Genomic DNA, 18,452 nt, shown 5'->3' on the forward strand with positions numbered 1-18,452 from the left:
CGGTTCGGCGAGGCCCAGGAAAGAGGTCGCTGAGCGACGAGACCACCGGAAGGGCCCGTTCCAGCAGCGACGAACCATCGGGGGTCAGGGCGACTCGGACCCCGACACGGTCGATGAGGCCATAGCCTCGTCCGATGATCATTCACTCTCGTGGAGTCGGCCGCCCACTTGTCCTGCTTCACGGATTCGGAGTGGATCACCGCGTCATGGTGCCCCTCGAGGGCATGATCGAGTCGATGCCGTGGCGGCGGCTCTCCGTGGAGCTGCCGTGGGCGGAGAAAGCGAGCCCGTCGACGGCGGCGAGTGCGTTGGACGTGGCCACGGAGGTGATCGGGGCCGTCCAGTACCACATCGGCGACGAGCCGTTCGCGATCCTAGGGCAATCCTTCGGCGGGATGATCGCTCGTCATGTTGCTCATGAGCTCCGCGACCGGGTGCTCGGCCTCGCCACGATCGCGGGCGTCGTCGAAGCACGTCACAGCCACCGCACCGTGCCACCGCGGGCTGCCCTCGTCGTCGACGAGGCCGTTCTCGAACGTGCCGGAGACGCACGCGAGGGATTCGTCGAGGAGCACGTCGTGCAGACCGCCGAGACCTTCGCCGCGTTCGTCGAGTACGTGCTTCCCGGGGCCCGAGGCTCCGACCACGAGGTCATGGAACGGATCGCATCGGACTACGGGCTTCCCGTCGATCCCGAGATCGGGCATCCCGAACCGTTCCTCGCGCCATCGCTGCATCTGTTCGGGCGGCAAGACGACGTGGTCGGTTTCGAGGACGGTTGGCGGCTGCGTGACCATTACCCGCGTGGGACCTACGCAGTCCTCGACACGGCGGGGCACAGCGTCCACCTCGAGCGGCCGGAGTTGACGGGCGCGCTGCTGCGGGATTGGCTGACTCGGATGGGAACGGCAGTCCGGTAGGCGATCACGTTGAGCCTCCGACCGGGTGCCGGGACAAGGCAGCCCTCTCGTGGAGACAGCGTCTGTCGGGAAGCCGGCCAGGGGGCGGGCCGTGGGCCGTGGCGCCGGGGCTCGGAGTCACGCGCCGGCGCCTCCATCGACCGGGATGACAGCGCCCGTGACGTAGGAGGCCCTGTCGCTGAGGAGCCAGGCGGCGACCTCGGCGATCTCGGTCGGCTCCGCGAGGCGCCCGAGAGGGACGGACGCGATCATGAAGTCTTTCGTGCCGGGTGCCTCCGACTCCCAGGCGTCGACCATCTCGGTGTCGGTGCCGCCGGGGGTGATCGCGTTCACGCGGACGCCGTGGGGCGCCCAGTCGACCGCGGCCGTCTCGGTCAGGCTGTTGAGTGCGCGCTTCATGGCGCCGTAGGCGGGCAGGCCGGGGTTCGAGCGCCGGCTGCCGATGCTCGACGTGTTGACGATCGCGCCGGCCCCGGACCGTCGCATCAGGGCGTACTCGGCGGTCATGGCCGTCCAGTGGGCCCGGAAGTTCACCGTGTACTGGCCGTCGATGTCGTCGTCGCTGGTCGTCTCGGTCGATCCCGGCTGCTGGAGGGCTGCTCCGTTGTTGAACGCGCCGTCGAGCCGACCGTGGAGGTCGTCGACGCGGGCGACCGCGGCGCGGATGCTGTCGCGGTCGGCGAGATCCATCGTGACGGCATCGGCGGTTCCGCCGTCCGCGCGGATGTCGGCGACGACGCGTTCGAGGGCGGCGGTGCTGCGCGCGGCAAGCACCACGGAGGCGCCTTCCCGGGCGAACAGTCGGGCGGCGGCTGCGCCGATGCCTCGGCTGGCGCCGGTGATGAAGACGACTTTGCCCGTCAGCAGGCCGAGGGGAGCGGTTTCAGTGTGGTTTGTCATGCCCTCACTGTCGTCACGGGCGGCGATGCTGATCCAGGCCCGGAGAGTACTAGGGTCGCCGACCACTAGGGGCACGAACTCACGCCGCGGAGGCACAGACTGGGGGCATGGACAATCAGGCGCTGGGAACCTTCCTCCGCAGCCGACGCGAGCGACTCCGACCCGAAGACGTCGGGCTCGCCTCCGGACCGAGGCGACGCACACCCGGTCTGCGCCGGGAAGAGATCGCCGTCCTCGCGCACATCTCGACCGAGTACTACATCCGACTGGAACAGGGCCGCGCCGCACGCCCGTCGATCGAAGTCGTCACCGGAATCACCGAGGCCCTGCGGCTCACCGACTCCGAGGCCGACCACTTCCACCTGCTCGCGGGAACAGCGCCGACACGAACCGGACTCCACCGGCGCGACGTCCGCCCCAGCATCCTGGCGCTTCTCGAACGACTCCCCGACACCGCCGGATTCGTCCTGTCGGCCGCTTTCGAGGTGCTCGCCTGGAACCCCCTCGCGGCAGCCCTCATGGAGGATTTCGCCCTCCTCGCCCCCGCGGACCGCAACCTCGCCCGCAGGGCATTCCTCGGGCCCGAACCGACCGACCGCAAGCCGTACGGCATTGCCGAAGGGAACGAATTCCGTCACCAAGTGGTCATGGAGTTGACCTCGACACTGGCCCGCTACCCGTCCGACCCCGACGTCACCGGCCTCATCCGAGACCTCCGCGACGGCAGCACCGAGTTCGCCCGGCTGTGGGACAGGCAAGACGTACACCCGGCCCCGATGCTCACGAAGACCTTCCACCACCCGTCCGTCGGCGACATCACCGTCGACTGCGACTCCCTCGCCCTCACCGATCGCGACCAGCACCTCGTGCTCTACACCGCCGCCCCCGGCTCCCGCGACGCAGACGCACTCGCCCTCATCGGCATGATCGACCGTGACGGCCGAGCACCGTCCAGCGACCGACCCACAACCGCCGGGTCGGCCTAGCCCCTCGTCTTGACGGCGCCGGCCTCGAGGTGAACTCCCGAACCGAACGCAGCCATCTGCGCGTCCGACGCTGCGGCCAACCGTGCGCTCCCACCGAAGAAGCCGAATGTCGGCGGAGCCGGCGCGAAGGCGGAGCCGACGAAACCGGCAGGAGGCGGAGCCGACGAAACCGGCGAAGGAAATCCCCGTGGAAGAAGCGATGCTTCGAACACGGGGATGATCTTCTGTGCACCCCCTCGGACTTGAACCGAGAACCCACTGATTAAGAGAGAACTCAACCCGTTCTCAATCCTTCCCATCGGTTCCCAGTGGGGCTAGAAGTCGGCGGTTCTGATCGGTCCAGGGGCGGCGCCTTCCCATCCGTTCCCATCCGTTCCCAACCAGTTTGCACACACCACCGTGCACATAACGGAAAGAGACAAGCATGATCCTCAACGTTCAGACAGTCGCCTCCCGCATCGACGCCGAGTGCCGCGACCAGGGCATCAAGACCGCCATGTTCGCCCGTCTCCTCGGCGTCCCACGGAAGCGTGCCCGGGCCCTGCGTACCGGCCGACACGGCATCGTGCAGCTCGTCGACGTCATCGCTGCTGCCCGTGTCCTCGACGTCGACCCGCAGTCGTGGTTCGCAGCGTCCTATGACGTCGGCAGTGCCGACGTCATCGCTAAAGGGGGTGCGAACTAGACACCCCCTTACGGGTTCATCGGCAAAGGGTGGGCGTCTCGTGCCCACCCCTGGCGGGTTCACCACTACTGAACTCATCATCCGATTTGAAATCCGACCTGGCTAAACGACAAAGGGCGTCCACACTGTGGACACCCCCTGGGCTCTGAACACCATCCCGCGTTTCAAACGCGATAGGGCCAACCCAGCAGGGGTCTAAGGATTGCTTAGACCCCTGCCCCGAAGGGTGTGGATTGAACCCACCCCCAAGGCTGTCCACAGTGTGGACAACCCTGATCCCCCCATCTTCGAAAGGCTCCATCATGACCACTGACACATTCCCCATCCAGCACGCCGACCTCATGCAAGAACCTGACTACGACCTGTTCCCCTGCGACAACGAACACTGCCTCTGGGCCATGCACGTCGAGGGTGACGCCTCCGACGTCCTGCACCACGCCCTCGAGTACTCAGACGACTTCTGCATGGTCGAAGTGGAACTCGTCGACAGCCGGTGGCGAGTATGGGCTGCCCTCGAAAAGCTCGACGGCCCCGAGGTGAACTCGACGATCCTCCGCGGGTTCATTGAGCAGGTCGAACGGGCCGAAGCCCTCGCGGCCTCCCTGAACAAGGAGGAAGGCCGATGATCGCCGCCGTCACGCGCATCAGCGAGACAGTCGACGACGCTCTCAGCGATGATGACGCCTACGCCCTCTGGACCTCCTACATGCGTGCCTCCGCCTGCACGGAGAGGACCATCAAGGAACGCCGCATCGTCTTCCACGCCCTGGGTAGGTGGCTTGGCAAACGGGTCACTCTCGCGAGCCGGCCGGAGCTGATCGCGTGGCTTGGCCGGCCGGATCTCAGCGCGAAGACCAGGCAGAACTACAAGTCGTTCCTGCACACGTTCTTCACTCTCCTGCAGGACGAGGGCTACCGGGCGGACAACCCTGCCGCTCGACTTCCCCGTGGCCACTCGCCCCGCATCGAGGCGAACCCCTTCACCACGGATGACGTCGAGAAGCTGCTGAACTCCGGCATCTACGGGAAGACCCGCATGATGGTGGCCCTCGCCGCATACCAGGGGTTCCGGGCCACGGAGATCGCCGCAGTGAACGGTGACCACATCAGATGGGAGACGGGCGAGATCTTCACGTCCGAAGCGAAGGGCGGCTTCGAGGTGTGGCGCCCCCTGCACCCGAAGATCCTCGATCTGGCCGCTCTCGACCCGGCGAGGTTCCCCCGCACTGGATGGTGGTTCCCCGGATCTGGGCCGAACGACGGCGCCCACATAAACGCCAAGTCCGTCTCCAACGTCCTGTCGAAGGCGGTAAAGCGGGCTGGCATCGCACACCGCCCGCATCAACTCCGGGCATGGTTCGCTACCGAGCTGGTGGATGCCGGCACGGACATGCTCATCGTGCAGCAGGCCATGCGGCATGCGTCCCCGAACACCCTGCGGCACTACGTCCGACCGTCCATGGTCTTGATCGCGGAGGGCATGGCGCGCCTCCCTGACGTGTCTGTACCGTCGACCTCGACGAGAGGAACACACTGATGACCGAAGCGCCGCATGACCCCGACCGGTACCTTCGCTTCCGTGAACGACTCATCCGCGGGCTAGCAATCCAGATCGTTCTGGACACGGCCGAGGGTAAAGACATCGTCGGGCTGAACCGGCTCATCACGGCCCGGATCCGTCTGGGGAGCGACACCGCGGTGACCGCGGAAGTAGCCAGAATGGCGCAAGCAACGACGGTGCCTACACATGACTGGGCTGTGGTCGATCTGGCAAAAGACGCGATCGTGCTTCTCGCCGCAAGCGACGCCGGTTGGTACGACAGGCTCGTGATGGAGCGGCAGGTGCTGGGCGACCTGAACCATATCGAAGACGGCGACGTTCTCTGAGGCAGTCGGGACTTTGTGGTGTGTGTCCGAGACGGGGGCAGTGGCTGCAGGTGTCACATTTGTTACAGCTAGAAGGATGAGGCAAGGGCCGCAGCGGCAGCCTCAACGGTATCGAAGACCCCGATGGAGTTCGGGTTGTCACCTCGACCGAAAGCCTCGAAGCCATCAGGCTTTTCCTCGATGAAACCCATGTCACCGGAGTCGGTCATGCCCCAGCGGGTGCTGTACACGAACGAGATTTTGTCGCCCCGCCTGATCGTGTAACGCTCCACGACTACCGGTTCCCGGGGTAGGTGAGCCGGTTGTCGGTGGGCGGCTCGAGGTTCATGTACCCGGTGTGCCCCGCTTCGCACTTGTAGGAGTATGCGGGCTGCGTGTAGCCGCGACTCTCCTTGGGGATGAACGTGGCGTCTGCGTTGGCGCCGCACTGAGGGCACTTGGTGGCTGGCATGACCCGAAGGTACAGCCAGCCACCGACACTGCCTAGAAGTTGACTCGTTGCAGTCCGGTGGACAAGTTGGTGGCTCGCCGGGCGCTCTCTTGCTTGATGCGGGCGGTGATCATCCCGTCGAAGCTGACGCCCGTGTTGTTCTCGAGGACCACGGTGATGGTCTGCGGTGTGCCACTGGCCGCGGCTGGGCTCGTGGAAGCGGCAGGCAGGGAAGCGGGCGTGGCCGCTGACGTTGGCAGGTTCACGGCCTGCCCGGCGTTCATCGCTGCGAGGAGAGAGCCGTATTGGGCGGCGGGCCCCGGTTTCACGACGTACTCGCCAGGGGTGAGCATCGCCGGGACCGTGTCGCCCGACCCCGTGCCCGGGACCGAACCACCCGTCGCAAACCCGAGGGCTTTCTTGGCGGCTGCGCCCGTTGCGGTGCCGCCAGCCTGCCCAGCCGTGTTGACTGCGTTCGTCAGCGCCAGGACGGCGTTCGTCGTCGCCTTCACGTTCTCCATCGCCTGTGCGGTGTCGATCTGAACCGAGCCGGTGATGAGGGTGGGGATGCCCTGCAGAGCGGTCTGCAACGCGCTGAGCTTCTGCTGAGCCGAGACTGCATCCACGTCGAGTTTCGTCGGCGGGACGGAGGTCGGCACCTGCATGATCTTGTCGATGTACGCGGTCACGGCGTCTCGGTTGACGCCGTGCGCGACCGCGTTGTCGATGATCTGCTGACGCTGCTGCTGCAGGAGGGGGATCGAGTCGGCGGTGGAGCCGGACAGGCCGACCTGTGCTTCGACGTTGGCCTGCATGGCCTCGACCTGGCTGTTCAACTGGCCGCGAAGGCTGACGGACGCCGCCGACATGTCACCGATGTTCGTGGTGGTGAACGTGATCTGCTTGCCGACGTCGCTGACGTGGGTGCCCATGTTCGAGAGTTGAGAATCGAACGCGTTCTGAGCGTCCGCCGCCGACAGGGTCTTCCCATCGAGAAGATCGAGGGTGTTCTTGAGAACCCCAGCCGCGTCGTTCTCGAGCTGCATCTGCAGGGTCGCCGCTTGACCGGAAGCCTTCTGACTATCCGCTGCCGTCTTCGCCGCCTGGTAGGCGCCGATCGTCGCCCCATAGGCGCGAGCGAGACTCGTCTGGCCTGCCGTGGATTCACCGACTGCGGCCTGCGTGTCTCGGTAGGTCTGCTGCGACTCCTTGAGGGATCCGTTCGCGCCGTTCACCGACGACGTGACGGTGTCGACAGCGGCCTTCAAGTCCTTCTGCTTCTGCGTCATGACCTGCGAGGAACCGTTGAGCTGTCCCGTGACCTCGACAGTTTTCGCGTACGACTGCGCGGCGAGGTCCGTATGAGCCTTGACCGTGGCCAAAGCGGGCGCGTAACCAAGCGCTGCCTGGGTGAGAGTCGACTGCGCAATTCCCAGGGACGTCGCGGCTTTGAACGCGCCAGCGTCGGCCAGCGCTTTGGCCGTCTGCGCCTTCACATGCTCGCCAATGACGCCGGAGTCCTGCTGTACAGCTGCCGTGTAGTCGACCTGAGCCTGGGTTGCCTGGTGGGTGGCTGCGGCGATTCCGATGAAGGCGGCCGCGGCGAGGCCGACTGCCGCAACAACCCAACCCACGGGGCCGAGGGAGGCTTCCGTTTCGGCACTGAAGAGCGCGATGGCTTTGCTCGCGAGGGGAAGGACCGTGTCGAGGACCTGGAAGGCCACAACCGCGGTGAGGACCCCGCCGGCAACCGGCCCAAGGACGGGACCGAGCATTCCCAGGAATGAGGCGAACTGGCCGATGGCCGTCGCCGTCATCAGGACCGCAGGCCCCATGCTCTGCAGCCCTCCGACGAGATCCATCGCCCCGTTGAGGACTTCACCGATCATGTTCACGACGGAGGGGAACGTGGCCTGCGCCATGTTCGCGAACTGCTGCAGCCCGCCGTTCTGCGTCCACGAGAGGAACCCGGCCGCGACCTGCTGAATGTAGCCGCCGGCCTGCACGAACAGGGGGTTCAGGATGCGGATCGCGTTCAGGACGCCCTGCAAGGCGGTGGTGACGGTCCCGCCGAGCATGCCGCCGAACTGGCTGACCATGCTGTTGAGCTGCGGGAGATCCTTGTTGATGCTGGTGACGCCCTGCTGGAAGGACGACAGGAACGCGCCGGCGCCAGTGGCACCGAGGACGTCGAGATCCCGCTTGAGCCCCTGGAGGCCGGCCTGGTAGGCCTGCCCGACCGCGGTCCCGGACTTGATCTCCTGCGAGATGCCGTACACGGCGAGGATGCCGGCGGCACCCATGGCGCCGAGGGCACCAGCGACACCGACCGCCCACCCGGCCACGGGGCCGGCCGTGGCGACCAGGGCGGCGATACCGGCGATGATGAACGCCGTCTGCGCCTGCATGCCACGGCCCGACTCGGTCACCGTGTTCTGGGACGCCGCCTGCTGACGGTTCGACGCCTCCTGCTCGCGGGCGGCAGTGGCGGCGCGCTGCTGCGCAAGAGCGAGAGCATCCTGCGCGGCGGCAGCCTCAGCCGCAGCGACAGCCGCGGAACGCATCGACGCCGCATTCACGTCATTCGCGGCCGCAGCCTCCGCCGAGGCACGCCGCAGCGCCTCCTCAGCAGCCGTCAGAGCCACCACGGACGCTTCACCCGTGACACGAGTGTCGACCGTGTTCGTCGAAGACGTGTCCCCCGGAGCGTGAACCGCTGCACCTGTGGACTCCGTGTTCACACGGATCGTCGTGTCGCCGCCGGCGCGAAGGGCTGCCTCGTGCACCGCGGCGAGGTCCGCGATCGCCTGAGCGGACTCGACCGTGACCTTGATGTTCGGGCTGATCGCGCCGAGAGCGCGGGCCTTCTCCTCAGCCTTGTTCAACTCAAGGTTCCAGTCCGAGGAGTCGAGTTTCAGCTTCGCGACAATGGAGCCTTCGGTGACCGGACCGGCCATGATCTAGCCCTCCTTCGTCAGAGAGCGGGCGATGGGGTCTTCGTCGACTCCGACCCAGGCGCGTTGCGACTTGGCGAGCTGCTGCCTGCCGTCTTCGTCGCTCAGGTTGAACGGCACCCCGTGGACGTCCAGGACGTCGGAGCGGCCGTCGAGGACCTGGATGGTGCCGTTGAGCACTCCGTCCTTGACGAGGGCGTAGAACGCGGGGTCACGGAGCTGCTGCCGGGTGATGACCTTCGAGTCACCCTGCAGCGTGGCCGTCCGATGAGGCACGGAGAATCCGAAGTCGTTCATGCGCGGGTCGCCTCGCGAATCTCGGTGTATCGGCGCGACGCGCTCATGGTGTCTCGGTACGGGCTCAAGAGGCGCGTGAGCACGGTACCCGGCGACAGGGTCTCGGCGCGCTGCCCTCGGGTCTCGAACCATGTGAACTCCGGGAGGCGGGATTCACCGATGATCTCGGGGTTGGACTCCGGGTGGTACTCGTTGCCGGCCGACGTCGCTGCCAGCGCGATCGCGAACACATGGCGGTCATGCTTCCGAGCCACAGCGAGCGCCTGGTCCACGAACTGCCGAGCCTGAACGAGGAGACCCTCGATCTCCGCGTCGACGCTTTGGGCGCCGGGGAGATGTTCCGCGAGGAGGCCGTTGATCTTGTCGCGCTCGAGCTTCTCTGCGAGCGCCTCGGCTTTCGCCTGGGCCGCCTCCCTGCGGAGTTCTGCGAACCGCTTGAGGCCCCGAGCCTTTTCGATCTGCTCATACTTCACGGTCTCGTCGCCGCTGCGAACCTTCTCCTCGAGGGTCAACGCGAGGGCTTCGGCCTCCTGGATCTCCCGATCCGCAGCCTCGACGATCTCAGCCGGCGACAGCTCCACGGTCGCCGTACGGCCGCTCATCGGCTGTGGGCTTCCTCGACGGGGTGCAGTTCACGCCAGTTCGTCGTGGGTGACCCGTCCACGAGGACATCCATTTGGCGGGGATCGATCTTCCCGACCCGACCGATGGACGGCGCCTCGGGGATGGACGACTGCGGTCCGCCACCGTCGTGCATCTGAACGGCCTGCACCTGGGGGTCGAGTTCCACGCCCGGGCTGACCTCCATCGCAGCCAGGTAGGCGACGTCCTTATCCGGTACGCCGAAGAGCTGCGGCTGCGCCTCCCGCGCTTCGTCCTCCGAAAGTTCGACCCAGCCCTTCTGCAGCACACCGACTGCGGCCAGTTCGTCCGACACGGAGTGAACCGCCCCGTCCTCGTTCTTGATCCATTTCGTCATGCTGTCTCCTCAAGAAAGTTCGTGATGTCGATCAGCCAAACCCGGCCCACCCTCCGACTACCCACCCGTCCAGCCCTCGCCAACCTTCGAAGGTATTCAGGTGAGTAGCCGAACCGAGGAGCGGCTTCGTCAATCGACACTTCAACTTTCTCAGGCGCCCTCCGAATGAGTTCCGTCGACGGAACCCCCGTGGCTTCACGGATCCGCACCGACTCCCCACACGCGTAAATGAAGTCCATCAGCACCCCCGTCCGCGGCCCCGACCTGCCCCGGACGTCCTCCTGGTAGTGCCGCATCATCCACGACGTGACGGCCCGCAACGCCTCCGCATCACCCAGAACACGACCGTCAACATCGACCTCGAAGGCGCTCATACGGGCTGCTCCCGCTCCGCCCCACGTGAGCCCCAGTTCCACACGGAGGAGTTCAACGGATGCAGCACTCGAGGAGCATCCGGGATTCGCTTACCGGTGGCGAGATCCGTGAACGAAGCCCAAGACGGCTGCTGCCTGAACCGCTGACCGGACATCATCGCGGGAGTCGCAATATTCATCAACGCCTGCGCCAGAGCCATCGCGAGGTCGTCATGCCCAACCCGATCCGGGACGCTGATCGAGATCGAACCCGCAGCCGTCTCCGACATCTCCAAAGACGACAACTGCTTCAACAACTCCGCATGCCGCGGCAACACCAGCGTGCCCGCCTGCAACATCCCTTTCAGTCGGCCGAACTGGGCCTGCTTGCGGCGGTTGTCCGTCCATACAGGCGCCACGAACGTGCCACTGGTGTACCACCCACCCGACACATCGAACCTCGAGGCAAGCTCGCCCCGTTCTGCCGCCCGCAGCATTGCCATGACCATGAACTCGTGACCGCCGGCACCGACACCGTTCGTCTCCGACGCGATCATGCGGATGTTGTAACCCTTCCCCACCTCAGCAACTCGGGCAGCGAAGTCGTGGTACGTCATCCGGTGGTGGTACTCGAGCCACGGAACGAAGAAGATGTGATCCTCGGTCGTCTGCTCCCGGAACAGCGCCCCCACGTCGTAGTTCACCCCGTAGTCATCCAGGGCACCCAACAGCACCAGAGCGTTCGCGTCATGCTGCGACCCGTAGTCCACCCCAGCACTCACCTGCGGCGGCAGCACCAGGCCGTTACTACCCACCGGGGCAAACCCGTGGAAGTCGTACGCCCGCTCCGGCTCCACCATCTCGTAATCCAGAACCGACTGCTCCAACTCGTCAGCCGTCAACAGCAACCCCGAACCATCCGGCCACTCCGCCATGTACTCCCGAGCGAACCGGATCGGATTGATACCCCGCCTCACCCCCTCCAACGTCTCATCCGTCACCAACGGGGACGTGCTCGACGGCCAATGCCACGACCGCACGTAAGCGTCCGGGGACCGCATCCCCTGATCCCACATGTGCTTGAAGAAGTGATCCGACAAGTACGGGGTCGACGCCAGGATGATCCGCGCCCCAGGACGAGCGATCGTCGTCGGCTGAGCTGAAACCCAGATCTCCTCCGGCACGAACGAAGCCTCATCGATCACCAGCAGGTCGGCGCTGATTCCACGGATCTGCTTCTCCGACGCCGGCACCGACATGATCCGAGACCCCGTCGAGAACAGGAGCATGGTCTTCGTCTCCTCAACGATCGACCCATCCAAACCAGCCGACGACGACACCAACCGGGAACACTCCCCCAACAGCCGCTTCGCAGCCTCCTCACCCGCACTGATGAACAACACCGTGATGTTGCGCCGAGTCGTCGCCTCAAACAACGCCAACGCCGCCAGAAGGAACGACTTCCCCACCTGCCGGCCAGCACACATCACCCGAACCGTCGCCCCCGACCCAGCCACCTCCGCCTGATAGTCAAAAAGAGGCTGCCCCAGAATCAGTGCCGCAAATTTCCCCGGGTCTGTGCCCGCCCCACGAAGGTCAAGCCCCACGGGGTGCACCCCCATCCGCATCCCGCTCGTCCGCGAGCAGCGAAGCGAGATCCACCCGAGTCGCCGCGATGTCCTTGCCGAGGCGAGCAGCCGACAGGGGGTCCAACCCCAGCCGCCCACGGTGCGTCAGCGCGTTCGCATCCAGCCGGCGCAACTGCTCCTCCGGGGACGTCCGCCCCTGCGAACTCTCCAACCGCTGCTCCATGCTCATGCCCTCCATGTACCGCTCGTACAGGGCCACCCGTGCCTCGACCTGAGCCCAGGCGATGACGGCCGGCCGGAAGCGTGCCTCCCGCAGGTAGTCGGTGTGGGGGTCCTCGAGGATGGCCGCGATCAGCTCCTCAGCGATGGGCCCGACCAGGCGCGGGGAACGCCACCCGGACTTGAGGGCAAGCATGTTGCCGGCCTCGAACGGTGGCCGCTGCCCCTCGAACTCAGGGACCCACTTCTCCGCGGCGCTCATGCCTGCACCTGCCCCGGGATGGTGAACGGATCCGGGATGGGACCGGGCTTAGCAGCGAGACGATGGCCGGCAGCCTCAGCATGCAGGGCGGTGACGTAAGTCTGGATCGCTGCGGCCATCTCCGGGTTGTCATGCTCGAGGACAGCCATCGCACGGCCGTACCCTGCCGACGCTGCGACCCTCTCACTCCTCGCGTTAGTCATCGGTCGCACCTGATTCGGTATCAGTTGCGCTGGTCTCTGACCGGGACTTTCCCTGGTCGTGTGCACGCGATGTGCTCAGTCCGTCGCGTGCGGGGTTCGACGACTCGGCACCAACCGCGAGGACACCGGGCTCGCCACTCTCTTCGTGGTCGTGGAGGCCGATGTCGGTGGCGAGGTTGTGGAGTGCTTGGGCGATGTTCTGTCCTGCACGGTTGGTGTAGCCGTCGAGCCAGTTGGCGAGGGCGGTTCGGGGTTTGGTCATGCTGTTTCTCCTGTGTCGCAGGTGGGGTGGATGCCGTGGTGGGCGATTGCGGGGCTGAGTGGGAAGCCGCATGAGCGGCAGAGTGCAACAGGGTGTTGCTGCTGTTGCGCTGTTGCTTCTGTTGCACTTGTTGCACTTAGGGGGTTGAGAGCAACAGGTGCAACAGGTGCCACAAGTGCACGGACTGACGGGGCTGTTGCACTTGGGGTGTAGTGCCCGTATCCGGCCTTGGCGATGAGTCCGCGGTGGGCTGCTCGTGAGAGGTAGGTGCGGACGGCTTTGGGGTCGAGGTTGGTTGCGGTTGCGACGTCGGCGGGTTTGACGCCTTCGGGGTGCCGGTTGACGTACTCGACGACTGCGCCAATTTCTTCTCCGAGGTCGACGTCGTCGGGTTTGTTGACGATGTCGGTGACGCTGATGGTGGAGTCCCCGAGGTAGTCGACTCGGGCGACTGACGTGTCGGTGCCGTCGTTGGTGGGGATGAGGGTGGAGACGAGGTTGAAGGCGAAGGAGTCGCCGCGGGTCTCGGAGTAGTTGGACTTGTCGACGGTGGCGACTCGTTGGCCGGTGTCTTCGTCTGTGACGAAGAGGATGACGCTGCGGGCGGTGTCGCGGAATGCGTGGCTGCCGGAGAGCAGGTCTCGGGTGTCGCCTTGCCCCTTACGGAAGTGCATGAGGGCGACGATGGCGACGTTAAGTTCTGCGGCGAGGGTAGTGAAAGGGTTGAGGACCCTGCGGACGTCGGCGGTCTTGTCGAGGTTGGCGCCGTCCATCATGGAGGTGAGCGGGTCGACGATGATGAGTCGGGCCCCGGTGGTGGTGATCGCTTCCCTGATGCGGCCGAGGTCTTGGACGAGGGATGGCACTTCGGTGAGTTCGAGGCCGTCGAGTTGAGTCTTGATGGTGACGGAAAAGACCCTGGTCATGTCGGCGCCTGCTGCGATGAGCCGGGGTTTGACGACGGTGCCGAGGTCGTCTTCGTGGCCGACGAGGAGGACGGTGGCGGGCTGACCGCTGTACTCGCCTTCGAGAGTGCCGAGGGTGACATGGCTGGCGACCCAGAGGCTGAAGGTGCTTTTCCCCTCACCTCCTCGGCCGGCGAAGATCGTGGCGGTTCCCATGGGGATGCGGCCGTTCCAGAGGAACACTTGCCGTTCCGCTTCGACGGTCTCGAGGGGCGTGAGGGTGAGGGTGCGTTCGGCGGGTGCAGTGTCGCTCATGCGGCCACCCACGTTTCGACGAGGGAGCCGCCCGTGAATTGGCCTCCGGCTTCGGCTGCCATGTCGGCGCGGATCTTCTGCCACTGCGCGAAGGTGTGCCAGCCGGGTTCCCCTGTCGGTTCCTTGGGCGGGATCCTTCGGCACACTTCGGCATAGAGGCGATCGCATTCGAACTCGAGGCGCTCGATCGTGTCGGTGGCCCCGCTGAGCGAAGCCCTGCCCTCGTTGAAGGCGATGACGTGAAATTGGAGGAGCGAGGGTGGGAGCTGGTGCAGCTCTACGTTCCCCAGGATGAGGTCGGTGCCGAGTTGGTCGATGTAGCGTTCGGCGGGTTCGGTGAGGTGGATGCGGGCGGGGTACTTCTGGGTCATGGGATGGCTACGAGCCTTTGCGATCATGTGGGGGATCAGACGGCGGAGTCGGGGTCGAGCATTTTGAGCAGTGCGGGAGCGGGCACGATGTACCGCTGCCCGAGTCGCAGAGTGGGGATCTGGCCGGCTTTCGCTGCGGCGTAAGCGGAGTTCTTGGACAGTCCGAGGAGGCCGGCGGCTTCGGGCCAGAGCGAGATGGTGGCGCGCTGCCGAAGGTCGTCGAGGGTCATGCCGCACTCACTCGTTGGAGGGACTGCAGGAGGGCGACGTAGGCGACGAGGTGTTCGCGGCGGGGGCGCCGGGTGCCGTTCTCCCAGCGGACGACTGTGACGCGTTGGACGCCGAGGGTTTCGGCCATGCGGGCTTGGGAGACTCCGGCGGCTGCTCGGATCTCTCGAGCGAGGCGCGGAGGGGGAAGCTGTCTGGCTGCTTCTAGTTCTTTCATCAGCTCGATCACTGGTGCACCGCCCTTTCGTTGGTACTCACTAGTGGAGTCCAGGGTGGAACCCGCCGTCAACAGTGCACATGTATCCGATTGGGTTGTGCACTGGTATCAGAATCGGTACAGTGGGCGCATGGTCGAGATCAAGCCCGAGTGGTTCCCAGACGGACTGTTCCCCGCGAACAGCGAGGCGTCCGCCGAGTTGGAACGCGTCGTCAGATCTCGCACTTGGGTGCGGCTTGAGGCTGACATCCCTGCCGACCGCAACGTCCCTCCGGTCTGGGTCTCCCTGGGCAAGGCGCCTGACGGCCGTTTCGTGTGCCGCGGGCTCGTCGTCGGCGCCCTGACGGAAGGTCACGAGCTGGCTGACGTAGAGATCTCCTCACGCACCCTCCGTCAGATCCGCATGCCGGAACTCATCGAGGCAGTGATGAAAGTCAAGGACTGGGACGAGGAGGCGAACCGCATCCTGAACGAGACGCCGGCCGCTCCCCCGCGTGTCCGCATGCGTGAGTACGCCGACGACCACTTCCGGTCCGTTGCTGACGCATACCGGGATGCCGTGACGCGCTACCCACGAGCCCCAACGAAGAACCTCGCAGCGGCATGGCACGTCTCAGAACCCACCATGCGGCGGTGGATCCAGACCGCACGCCACAAAAACTTCCTAGGGGACTCAACCCCAGGCAAGGCCGGAGAGTCGAAAGGCTGACGGCAGAACAAAGGGCCCCCGAAGTGAAGAAAGCACCTCGAGAGCCCAGCCCACGACAACCTGATGAGAGGCAAGAACGTGAACGATTCAACGGTACCAAGGACGATCGACGAGATCGTGGCGCACATGCTCGGCGCCATCGACGCGGCCGAAGCGCAGGCTGAGGAGCAGGCCCGTGGCTGACATCTACCGCCGCTGCGGCTGCCGTGACGGGGCAGGGAAGGCCTACGGGCCACTCCCCGATCGCGCCACCCAGACGCAGCGTGCTGCAGCCTGCCCCGTCCTGATCTCCGACTCGAAACACGGCTCGTGGGGATTCGCCGTCTCCGGCGGCACGCACGCCGGCAGCGGCAAGCGGGTGCAGGTGCGAAAGATGGGCTTCACGACCAAACGGGAAGCGCAGCAGGAGCGAGCGAAGGTCGTCGACCAGCTCGCCACCGGACGCTACAAAGGCGACCAGAAAGTCACCCTCGGCGTGTACCTGCCCTCATGGCTGGACCGGCGCCTCCTGGACGGACTCCGCCCCTCCACCGGGCACCAGTACCGTGCCTACCTCGAGAACGACATCATCCCGGCCCTCGGCGCGGTCAAGCTTTCCGAGCTGCGCAAGTCGCACGTCGACCGCTTCATCCAGACGCTGCGGGCAGAGGGGCGAGGCGCAACGACCATTCGCCGGATCCACGCCACCCTGTCGAGCGCCCTGAGCGCTGCGGAGAGGCTTGACCTGGTCGACTTCAACGCCGCGGCCAAGATCGCTCTCCCGGCCGCATCGAAGACGAAGGCGAAGATCTGGGAGCCGGAGCAGGTCCGCACGTTCCTCGACGCGGCCGCGCTCGTCAGGGTCGGGCCGCTCTACGAACTGACGATCTACACGGGTCTGCGCCGCGGCGAGGTCGCCGGCCTCCGGTGGGCGGACGTGGACTTCACCAAACGTGAACTCGTCGTCCGCCAGCAGCGCGTCCAGGTCGGGAAGGTTGTCCTCGAGGGTGCCGTGAAGACGGACTCCGGGCAGGACCGCCGGGTGTCACTCGGCAGCGAGGCGGTCGCAGCCCTTCTCGCGTGGAAGCTACGCCAGCAGCAGGAGCATGACGCATGGGGGGCGGCCTACCAGGACAACGGGTGGGTGTTCACCTACGAGGACGGCCGGCCGCTCATCCCGGAGTACATCAGCCGCACCTTTGACACCCTCGTGACGAAGACGGGACTCCCCCACATGTCCTTTCACAAGCTGCGCCACGAACACGCGTCTCTGCTGCTCTCGGGAGGCGTCGACATCGCGGTTGTCAGCAAGCGGTTGGGCCACTCCACCATCGCTGTCACGAGCGACCTGTACAGCCATCTGCTGACGGATGCGAACCGTGCAGCGGCCGACGCAGCAGAGGCCATGTTGCCGCCGAGACGAGGCGTTGCACACACATCGCACACATTGGACGCCTGAAACAGTTCAAGGGCCCCGGCAAAACCGCCGAAACCCTTGTAGTTACTGGGTGCACCCCCTCGGACTTGAACCGAGAACCCACTGATTAAGAGTCAGTTGCTCTGCCAATTGAGCTAGAGGTGCGTGGCCTGTGGAGAGTGAACTTCCGCAGCCGAGGATCAAGATTAGCATGAGATTCGAGCGCCTTTGAACACCACCGGGAACGTGCATCCCACGCTCCGCCCCTGCCCCACCTGCGCCCCGCCCCTGAAGGAGAACCATGGCCGAGACCCTCGCATCCGCCCGCCTCGAGAAGGGTGAGGTCGCCCCGGCCTTCACCCTGCCCGACGAGACCGGCAGGTCCGTCTCGCTGGCCGACTTCCGGGGCCAGAAGGTCATCGTGTACTTCTACCCGGCCGCGTCGACGCCGGGGTGCACGACCGAGGCGTGCGACTTCCGCGACAACATCAACTCACTGAAGTCGGCGGGGTATCAGGTGCTCGGGGTGTCGAAGGACGGGCCGGAGGCACTGCAGAAGTTCCGCGACGAGCAGGGGCTCAACTTCCCGCTGCTCAGCGATCCCGAGCTCGTCGTGCACAAGGAGTACGCGGCCTACGGCGAGAAGTCGCTCTACGGCAAGACCGTGACGGGGGTGATCCGGTCGACGATCGTGGTCGACGAGGACGGCGTCGTGGAGCTTCCGCTCTACAACGTGAAAGCGACCGGGCACGTGAAGTCGCTGCGGAAGAAGCTCGGGCTCGACGCGTAGGGCGGTGCGGCGGTCGCGCGGTTGGCGGCGCCGCGCGTGCACGTTCTGGAGTCGCCGCCCAGCACCCTCGACCGCGACCGACCCGACGCGGTTCGGCCAACGCACCACGTCCGCGGCGCGTGCGGCATGGCCGAACCTCGTCAGGTCACCGGCGGGCCACCCCGCGCGCTCAGCTCCGCCCGGCGGTCCGCTCCACGACGGGGCGCGTGAACAGCAGCACGACCACGAGCACTGCCGGGACGACCAGGAACCACCCGATCGCCGGAGTCGCCGTCAATCCCTGGAAGCAACCGATGCCGATCGCGAACTGGATGACCTGCCAGACGATCGCCGCCCCGCGCATCCATGCCCGCCCGCGCAGCGCCCCGATGACCATGTAGGCGAGCCAGACGGTGGCGACCAGGGCCAGCACGATGAAGGCGACACCTGAGGCGTAAGAATCCGGGTGCGTGGTGATGATCTCGACCACGAGGAAGACCGTCGCCACGGCCATCACCGCGAACTCGGCCGTCAGAAGCACGATCATGACCCAGAAGAGAAGGGGGCGTCGGCGTGTCGTCGAGCTTTTTCCGTCACCTGATGCGGTGCTGGGAAC

26 protein-coding genes and 1 tRNA gene are annotated in these 18,452 nt (G+C 65.8%); 9 read left to right on the forward strand and 18 right to left on the reverse strand.

The genetic code is table 11. The features are described from left to right. The first annotated feature begins 134 nt into the window (after positions 1-134). A complete protein-coding gene (locus ABEA39_RS18035; RefSeq protein WP_345377363.1) occupies positions 135-920 on the forward strand; it encodes an alpha/beta fold hydrolase in 786 nt (261 codons plus the stop codon). Positions 921-1,037: 117 nt separating this feature from the next. On the opposite strand, the gene ABEA39_RS18040 is transcribed toward ABEA39_RS18035, so the two are convergent. Further along, positions 1,038-1,820: an SDR family NAD(P)-dependent oxidoreductase gene (locus ABEA39_RS18040; RefSeq protein ID WP_345377364.1), complete on the reverse strand. Its 783-nt coding sequence runs from the start codon at positions 1,818-1,820 to the stop codon at positions 1,038-1,040. A 107-nt stretch (positions 1,821-1,927) separates the two neighbouring features. Between ABEA39_RS18040 and ABEA39_RS18045 the strand changes: the two genes are divergently transcribed. The 5 genes from ABEA39_RS18045 to ABEA39_RS18065 all read left to right on the forward strand — a co-directional run bounded on the left by ABEA39_RS18045 (position 1,928) and on the right by ABEA39_RS18065 (position 5,378). Then, positions 1,928-2,806: a helix-turn-helix transcriptional regulator gene (locus ABEA39_RS18045; RefSeq protein WP_345377365.1), complete on the forward strand. Its 879-nt coding sequence runs from the start codon at positions 1,928-1,930 to the stop codon at positions 2,804-2,806. A 424-nt stretch (positions 2,807-3,230) separates the two neighbouring features. Continuing rightward, positions 3,231-3,491 carry a hypothetical protein gene (locus tag ABEA39_RS18050; RefSeq protein WP_345377366.1) on the forward strand — a complete coding sequence of 87 codons (261 nt, stop codon included), beginning with the start codon at positions 3,231-3,233 and terminating at the stop codon, positions 3,489-3,491. A 302-nt stretch (positions 3,492-3,793) separates the two neighbouring features. After that, entirely contained in the window at positions 3,794-4,117 is a 324-nt protein-coding gene (locus ABEA39_RS18055; RefSeq protein WP_345377367.1) for a hypothetical protein, read from the forward strand. Next, positions 4,114-5,028 carry a tyrosine-type recombinase/integrase gene (locus tag ABEA39_RS18060; RefSeq protein WP_345377368.1) on the forward strand — a complete coding sequence of 305 codons (915 nt, stop codon included), beginning with the start codon at positions 4,114-4,116 and terminating at the stop codon, positions 5,026-5,028. Before ABEA39_RS18055 ends, ABEA39_RS18060 begins: the two co-directional genes overlap by 4 nt. Continuing rightward, complete coding sequence (locus tag ABEA39_RS18065) at positions 5,028-5,378, forward strand: hypothetical protein (RefSeq protein WP_345377369.1); 351 nt, start codon at positions 5,028-5,030, stop codon at positions 5,376-5,378. Before ABEA39_RS18060 ends, ABEA39_RS18065 begins: the two co-directional genes overlap by 1 nt. A 68-nt stretch (positions 5,379-5,446) precedes the next feature. Here ABEA39_RS18065 and ABEA39_RS18070 read toward each other — a convergent pair whose 3' ends face one another. The 15 genes from ABEA39_RS18070 to ABEA39_RS18140 all read right to left on the reverse strand — a co-directional run bounded on the left by ABEA39_RS18070 (position 5,447) and on the right by ABEA39_RS18140 (position 14,962). Next, positions 5,447-5,608, reverse strand: a complete 162-nt coding sequence (locus ABEA39_RS18070; protein ID WP_345377370.1) for a hypothetical protein — start codon at positions 5,606-5,608, stop codon at positions 5,447-5,449. 44 nt (positions 5,609-5,652) lie between these two features. Continuing rightward, positions 5,653-5,829, reverse strand: a complete 177-nt coding sequence (locus ABEA39_RS18075) for a hypothetical protein (protein ID WP_345377371.1) — start codon at positions 5,827-5,829, stop codon at positions 5,653-5,655. Positions 5,830-5,861: 32 nt separating this feature from the next. Then, positions 5,862-8,765 (reverse strand): hypothetical protein, encoded by a 2,904-nt coding sequence (locus ABEA39_RS18080; RefSeq protein ID WP_345377372.1) that lies wholly within the window; start codon positions 8,763-8,765, stop codon positions 5,862-5,864. 3 nt (positions 8,766-8,768) lie between these two features. Further along, on the reverse strand, positions 8,769-9,059 hold the full coding sequence (locus ABEA39_RS18085; RefSeq protein ID WP_345377373.1) for a hypothetical protein: 291 nt from the start codon (positions 9,057-9,059) through the stop codon (positions 8,769-8,771). Next, positions 9,056-9,571 (reverse strand): hypothetical protein, encoded by a 516-nt coding sequence (locus ABEA39_RS18090; protein ID WP_345377374.1) that lies wholly within the window; start codon positions 9,569-9,571, stop codon positions 9,056-9,058. The genes ABEA39_RS18085 and ABEA39_RS18090 overlap by 4 nt, the downstream gene beginning before the upstream one ends. A gap of 86 nt (positions 9,572-9,657) precedes the next feature. Next, a complete protein-coding gene (locus ABEA39_RS18095) occupies positions 9,658-10,038 on the reverse strand; it encodes a hypothetical protein (protein WP_345377375.1) in 381 nt (126 codons plus the stop codon). Continuing rightward, positions 10,035-10,412: a hypothetical protein gene (locus ABEA39_RS18100; protein WP_345377376.1), complete on the reverse strand. Its 378-nt coding sequence runs from the start codon at positions 10,410-10,412 to the stop codon at positions 10,035-10,037. The genes ABEA39_RS18095 and ABEA39_RS18100 overlap by 4 nt, the downstream gene beginning before the upstream one ends. Further along, on the reverse strand, positions 10,409-11,998 hold the full coding sequence (locus tag ABEA39_RS18105; RefSeq protein WP_345377377.1) for a terminase large subunit domain-containing protein: 1,590 nt from the start codon (positions 11,996-11,998) through the stop codon (positions 10,409-10,411). Before ABEA39_RS18105 ends, ABEA39_RS18100 begins: the two co-directional genes overlap by 4 nt. After that, the gene (locus tag ABEA39_RS18110) at positions 11,988-12,461 is read right to left on the reverse strand and encodes a hypothetical protein (RefSeq protein WP_345377378.1); all 474 of its coding nucleotides are present in this window, start codon (positions 12,459-12,461) and stop codon (positions 11,988-11,990) included. Before ABEA39_RS18110 ends, ABEA39_RS18105 begins: the two co-directional genes overlap by 11 nt. After that, positions 12,458-12,610: a hypothetical protein gene (locus ABEA39_RS18115; protein ID WP_345377379.1), complete on the reverse strand. Its 153-nt coding sequence runs from the start codon at positions 12,608-12,610 to the stop codon at positions 12,458-12,460. Before ABEA39_RS18115 ends, ABEA39_RS18110 begins: the two co-directional genes overlap by 4 nt. Positions 12,611-12,656: 46 nt before the next feature. Further along, positions 12,657-12,926 (reverse strand): hypothetical protein, encoded by a 270-nt coding sequence (locus ABEA39_RS18120; protein ID WP_345377380.1) that lies wholly within the window; start codon positions 12,924-12,926, stop codon positions 12,657-12,659. Further along, positions 12,923-14,146, reverse strand: coding sequence for an AAA family ATPase (locus ABEA39_RS18125; RefSeq protein WP_345377381.1), 1,224 nt, complete (start codon positions 14,144-14,146; stop codon positions 12,923-12,925). Before ABEA39_RS18125 ends, ABEA39_RS18120 begins: the two co-directional genes overlap by 4 nt. Further along, positions 14,143-14,517: a hypothetical protein gene (locus ABEA39_RS18130; RefSeq protein ID WP_345377382.1), complete on the reverse strand. Its 375-nt coding sequence runs from the start codon at positions 14,515-14,517 to the stop codon at positions 14,143-14,145. The genes ABEA39_RS18125 and ABEA39_RS18130 overlap by 4 nt, the downstream gene beginning before the upstream one ends. 35 nt (positions 14,518-14,552) lie before the next feature. Further along, on the reverse strand, positions 14,553-14,747 hold the full coding sequence (locus ABEA39_RS18135; protein ID WP_345377383.1) for a helix-turn-helix domain-containing protein: 195 nt from the start codon (positions 14,745-14,747) through the stop codon (positions 14,553-14,555). After that, a complete protein-coding gene (locus tag ABEA39_RS18140) occupies positions 14,744-14,962 on the reverse strand; it encodes a helix-turn-helix transcriptional regulator (protein ID WP_345377384.1) in 219 nt (72 codons plus the stop codon). Before ABEA39_RS18140 ends, ABEA39_RS18135 begins: the two co-directional genes overlap by 4 nt. A gap of 130 nt (positions 14,963-15,092) precedes the next feature. On the opposite strand from ABEA39_RS18140, the gene ABEA39_RS18145 reads away from it, so the two are divergent. Both ABEA39_RS18145 and ABEA39_RS18150 read left to right on the forward strand, forming a co-directional pair. Beyond that, the gene (locus ABEA39_RS18145; RefSeq protein ID WP_345377385.1) at positions 15,093-15,671 is read left to right on the forward strand and encodes a hypothetical protein; all 579 of its coding nucleotides are present in this window, start codon (positions 15,093-15,095) and stop codon (positions 15,669-15,671) included. Between the two features lie 175 nt (positions 15,672-15,846). Further along, positions 15,847-17,109 carry a tyrosine-type recombinase/integrase gene (locus ABEA39_RS18150; protein ID WP_345377386.1) on the forward strand — a complete coding sequence of 421 codons (1,263 nt, stop codon included), beginning with the start codon at positions 15,847-15,849 and terminating at the stop codon, positions 17,107-17,109. Positions 17,110-17,159: 50 nt separating this feature from the next. Here ABEA39_RS18150 and ABEA39_RS18155 read toward each other — a convergent pair. Continuing rightward, positions 17,160-17,232, reverse strand: a tRNA-Lys gene (locus ABEA39_RS18155). A 136-nt stretch (positions 17,233-17,368) separates the two neighbouring features. On the opposite strand from ABEA39_RS18155, the gene bcp reads away from it, so the two are divergent. Then, a complete protein-coding gene (bcp, locus tag ABEA39_RS18160) occupies positions 17,369-17,857 on the forward strand; it encodes a thioredoxin-dependent thiol peroxidase (RefSeq protein WP_345377387.1) in 489 nt (162 codons plus the stop codon). Positions 17,858-18,026: 169 nt separating this feature from the next. On the opposite strand, the gene ABEA39_RS18165 is transcribed toward bcp, so the two are convergent. Continuing rightward, a complete protein-coding gene (locus tag ABEA39_RS18165) occupies positions 18,027-18,383 on the reverse strand; it encodes a hypothetical protein (RefSeq protein WP_345377388.1) in 357 nt (118 codons plus the stop codon). Positions 18,384-18,452: the final 69 nt, after the last annotated feature.

Source organism: Frondihabitans cladoniiphilus, assembly GCF_039544345.1.
Taxonomy (GTDB): Bacteria; Actinomycetota; Actinomycetes; order Actinomycetales; family Microbacteriaceae; genus Frondihabitans; species Frondihabitans cladoniiphilus.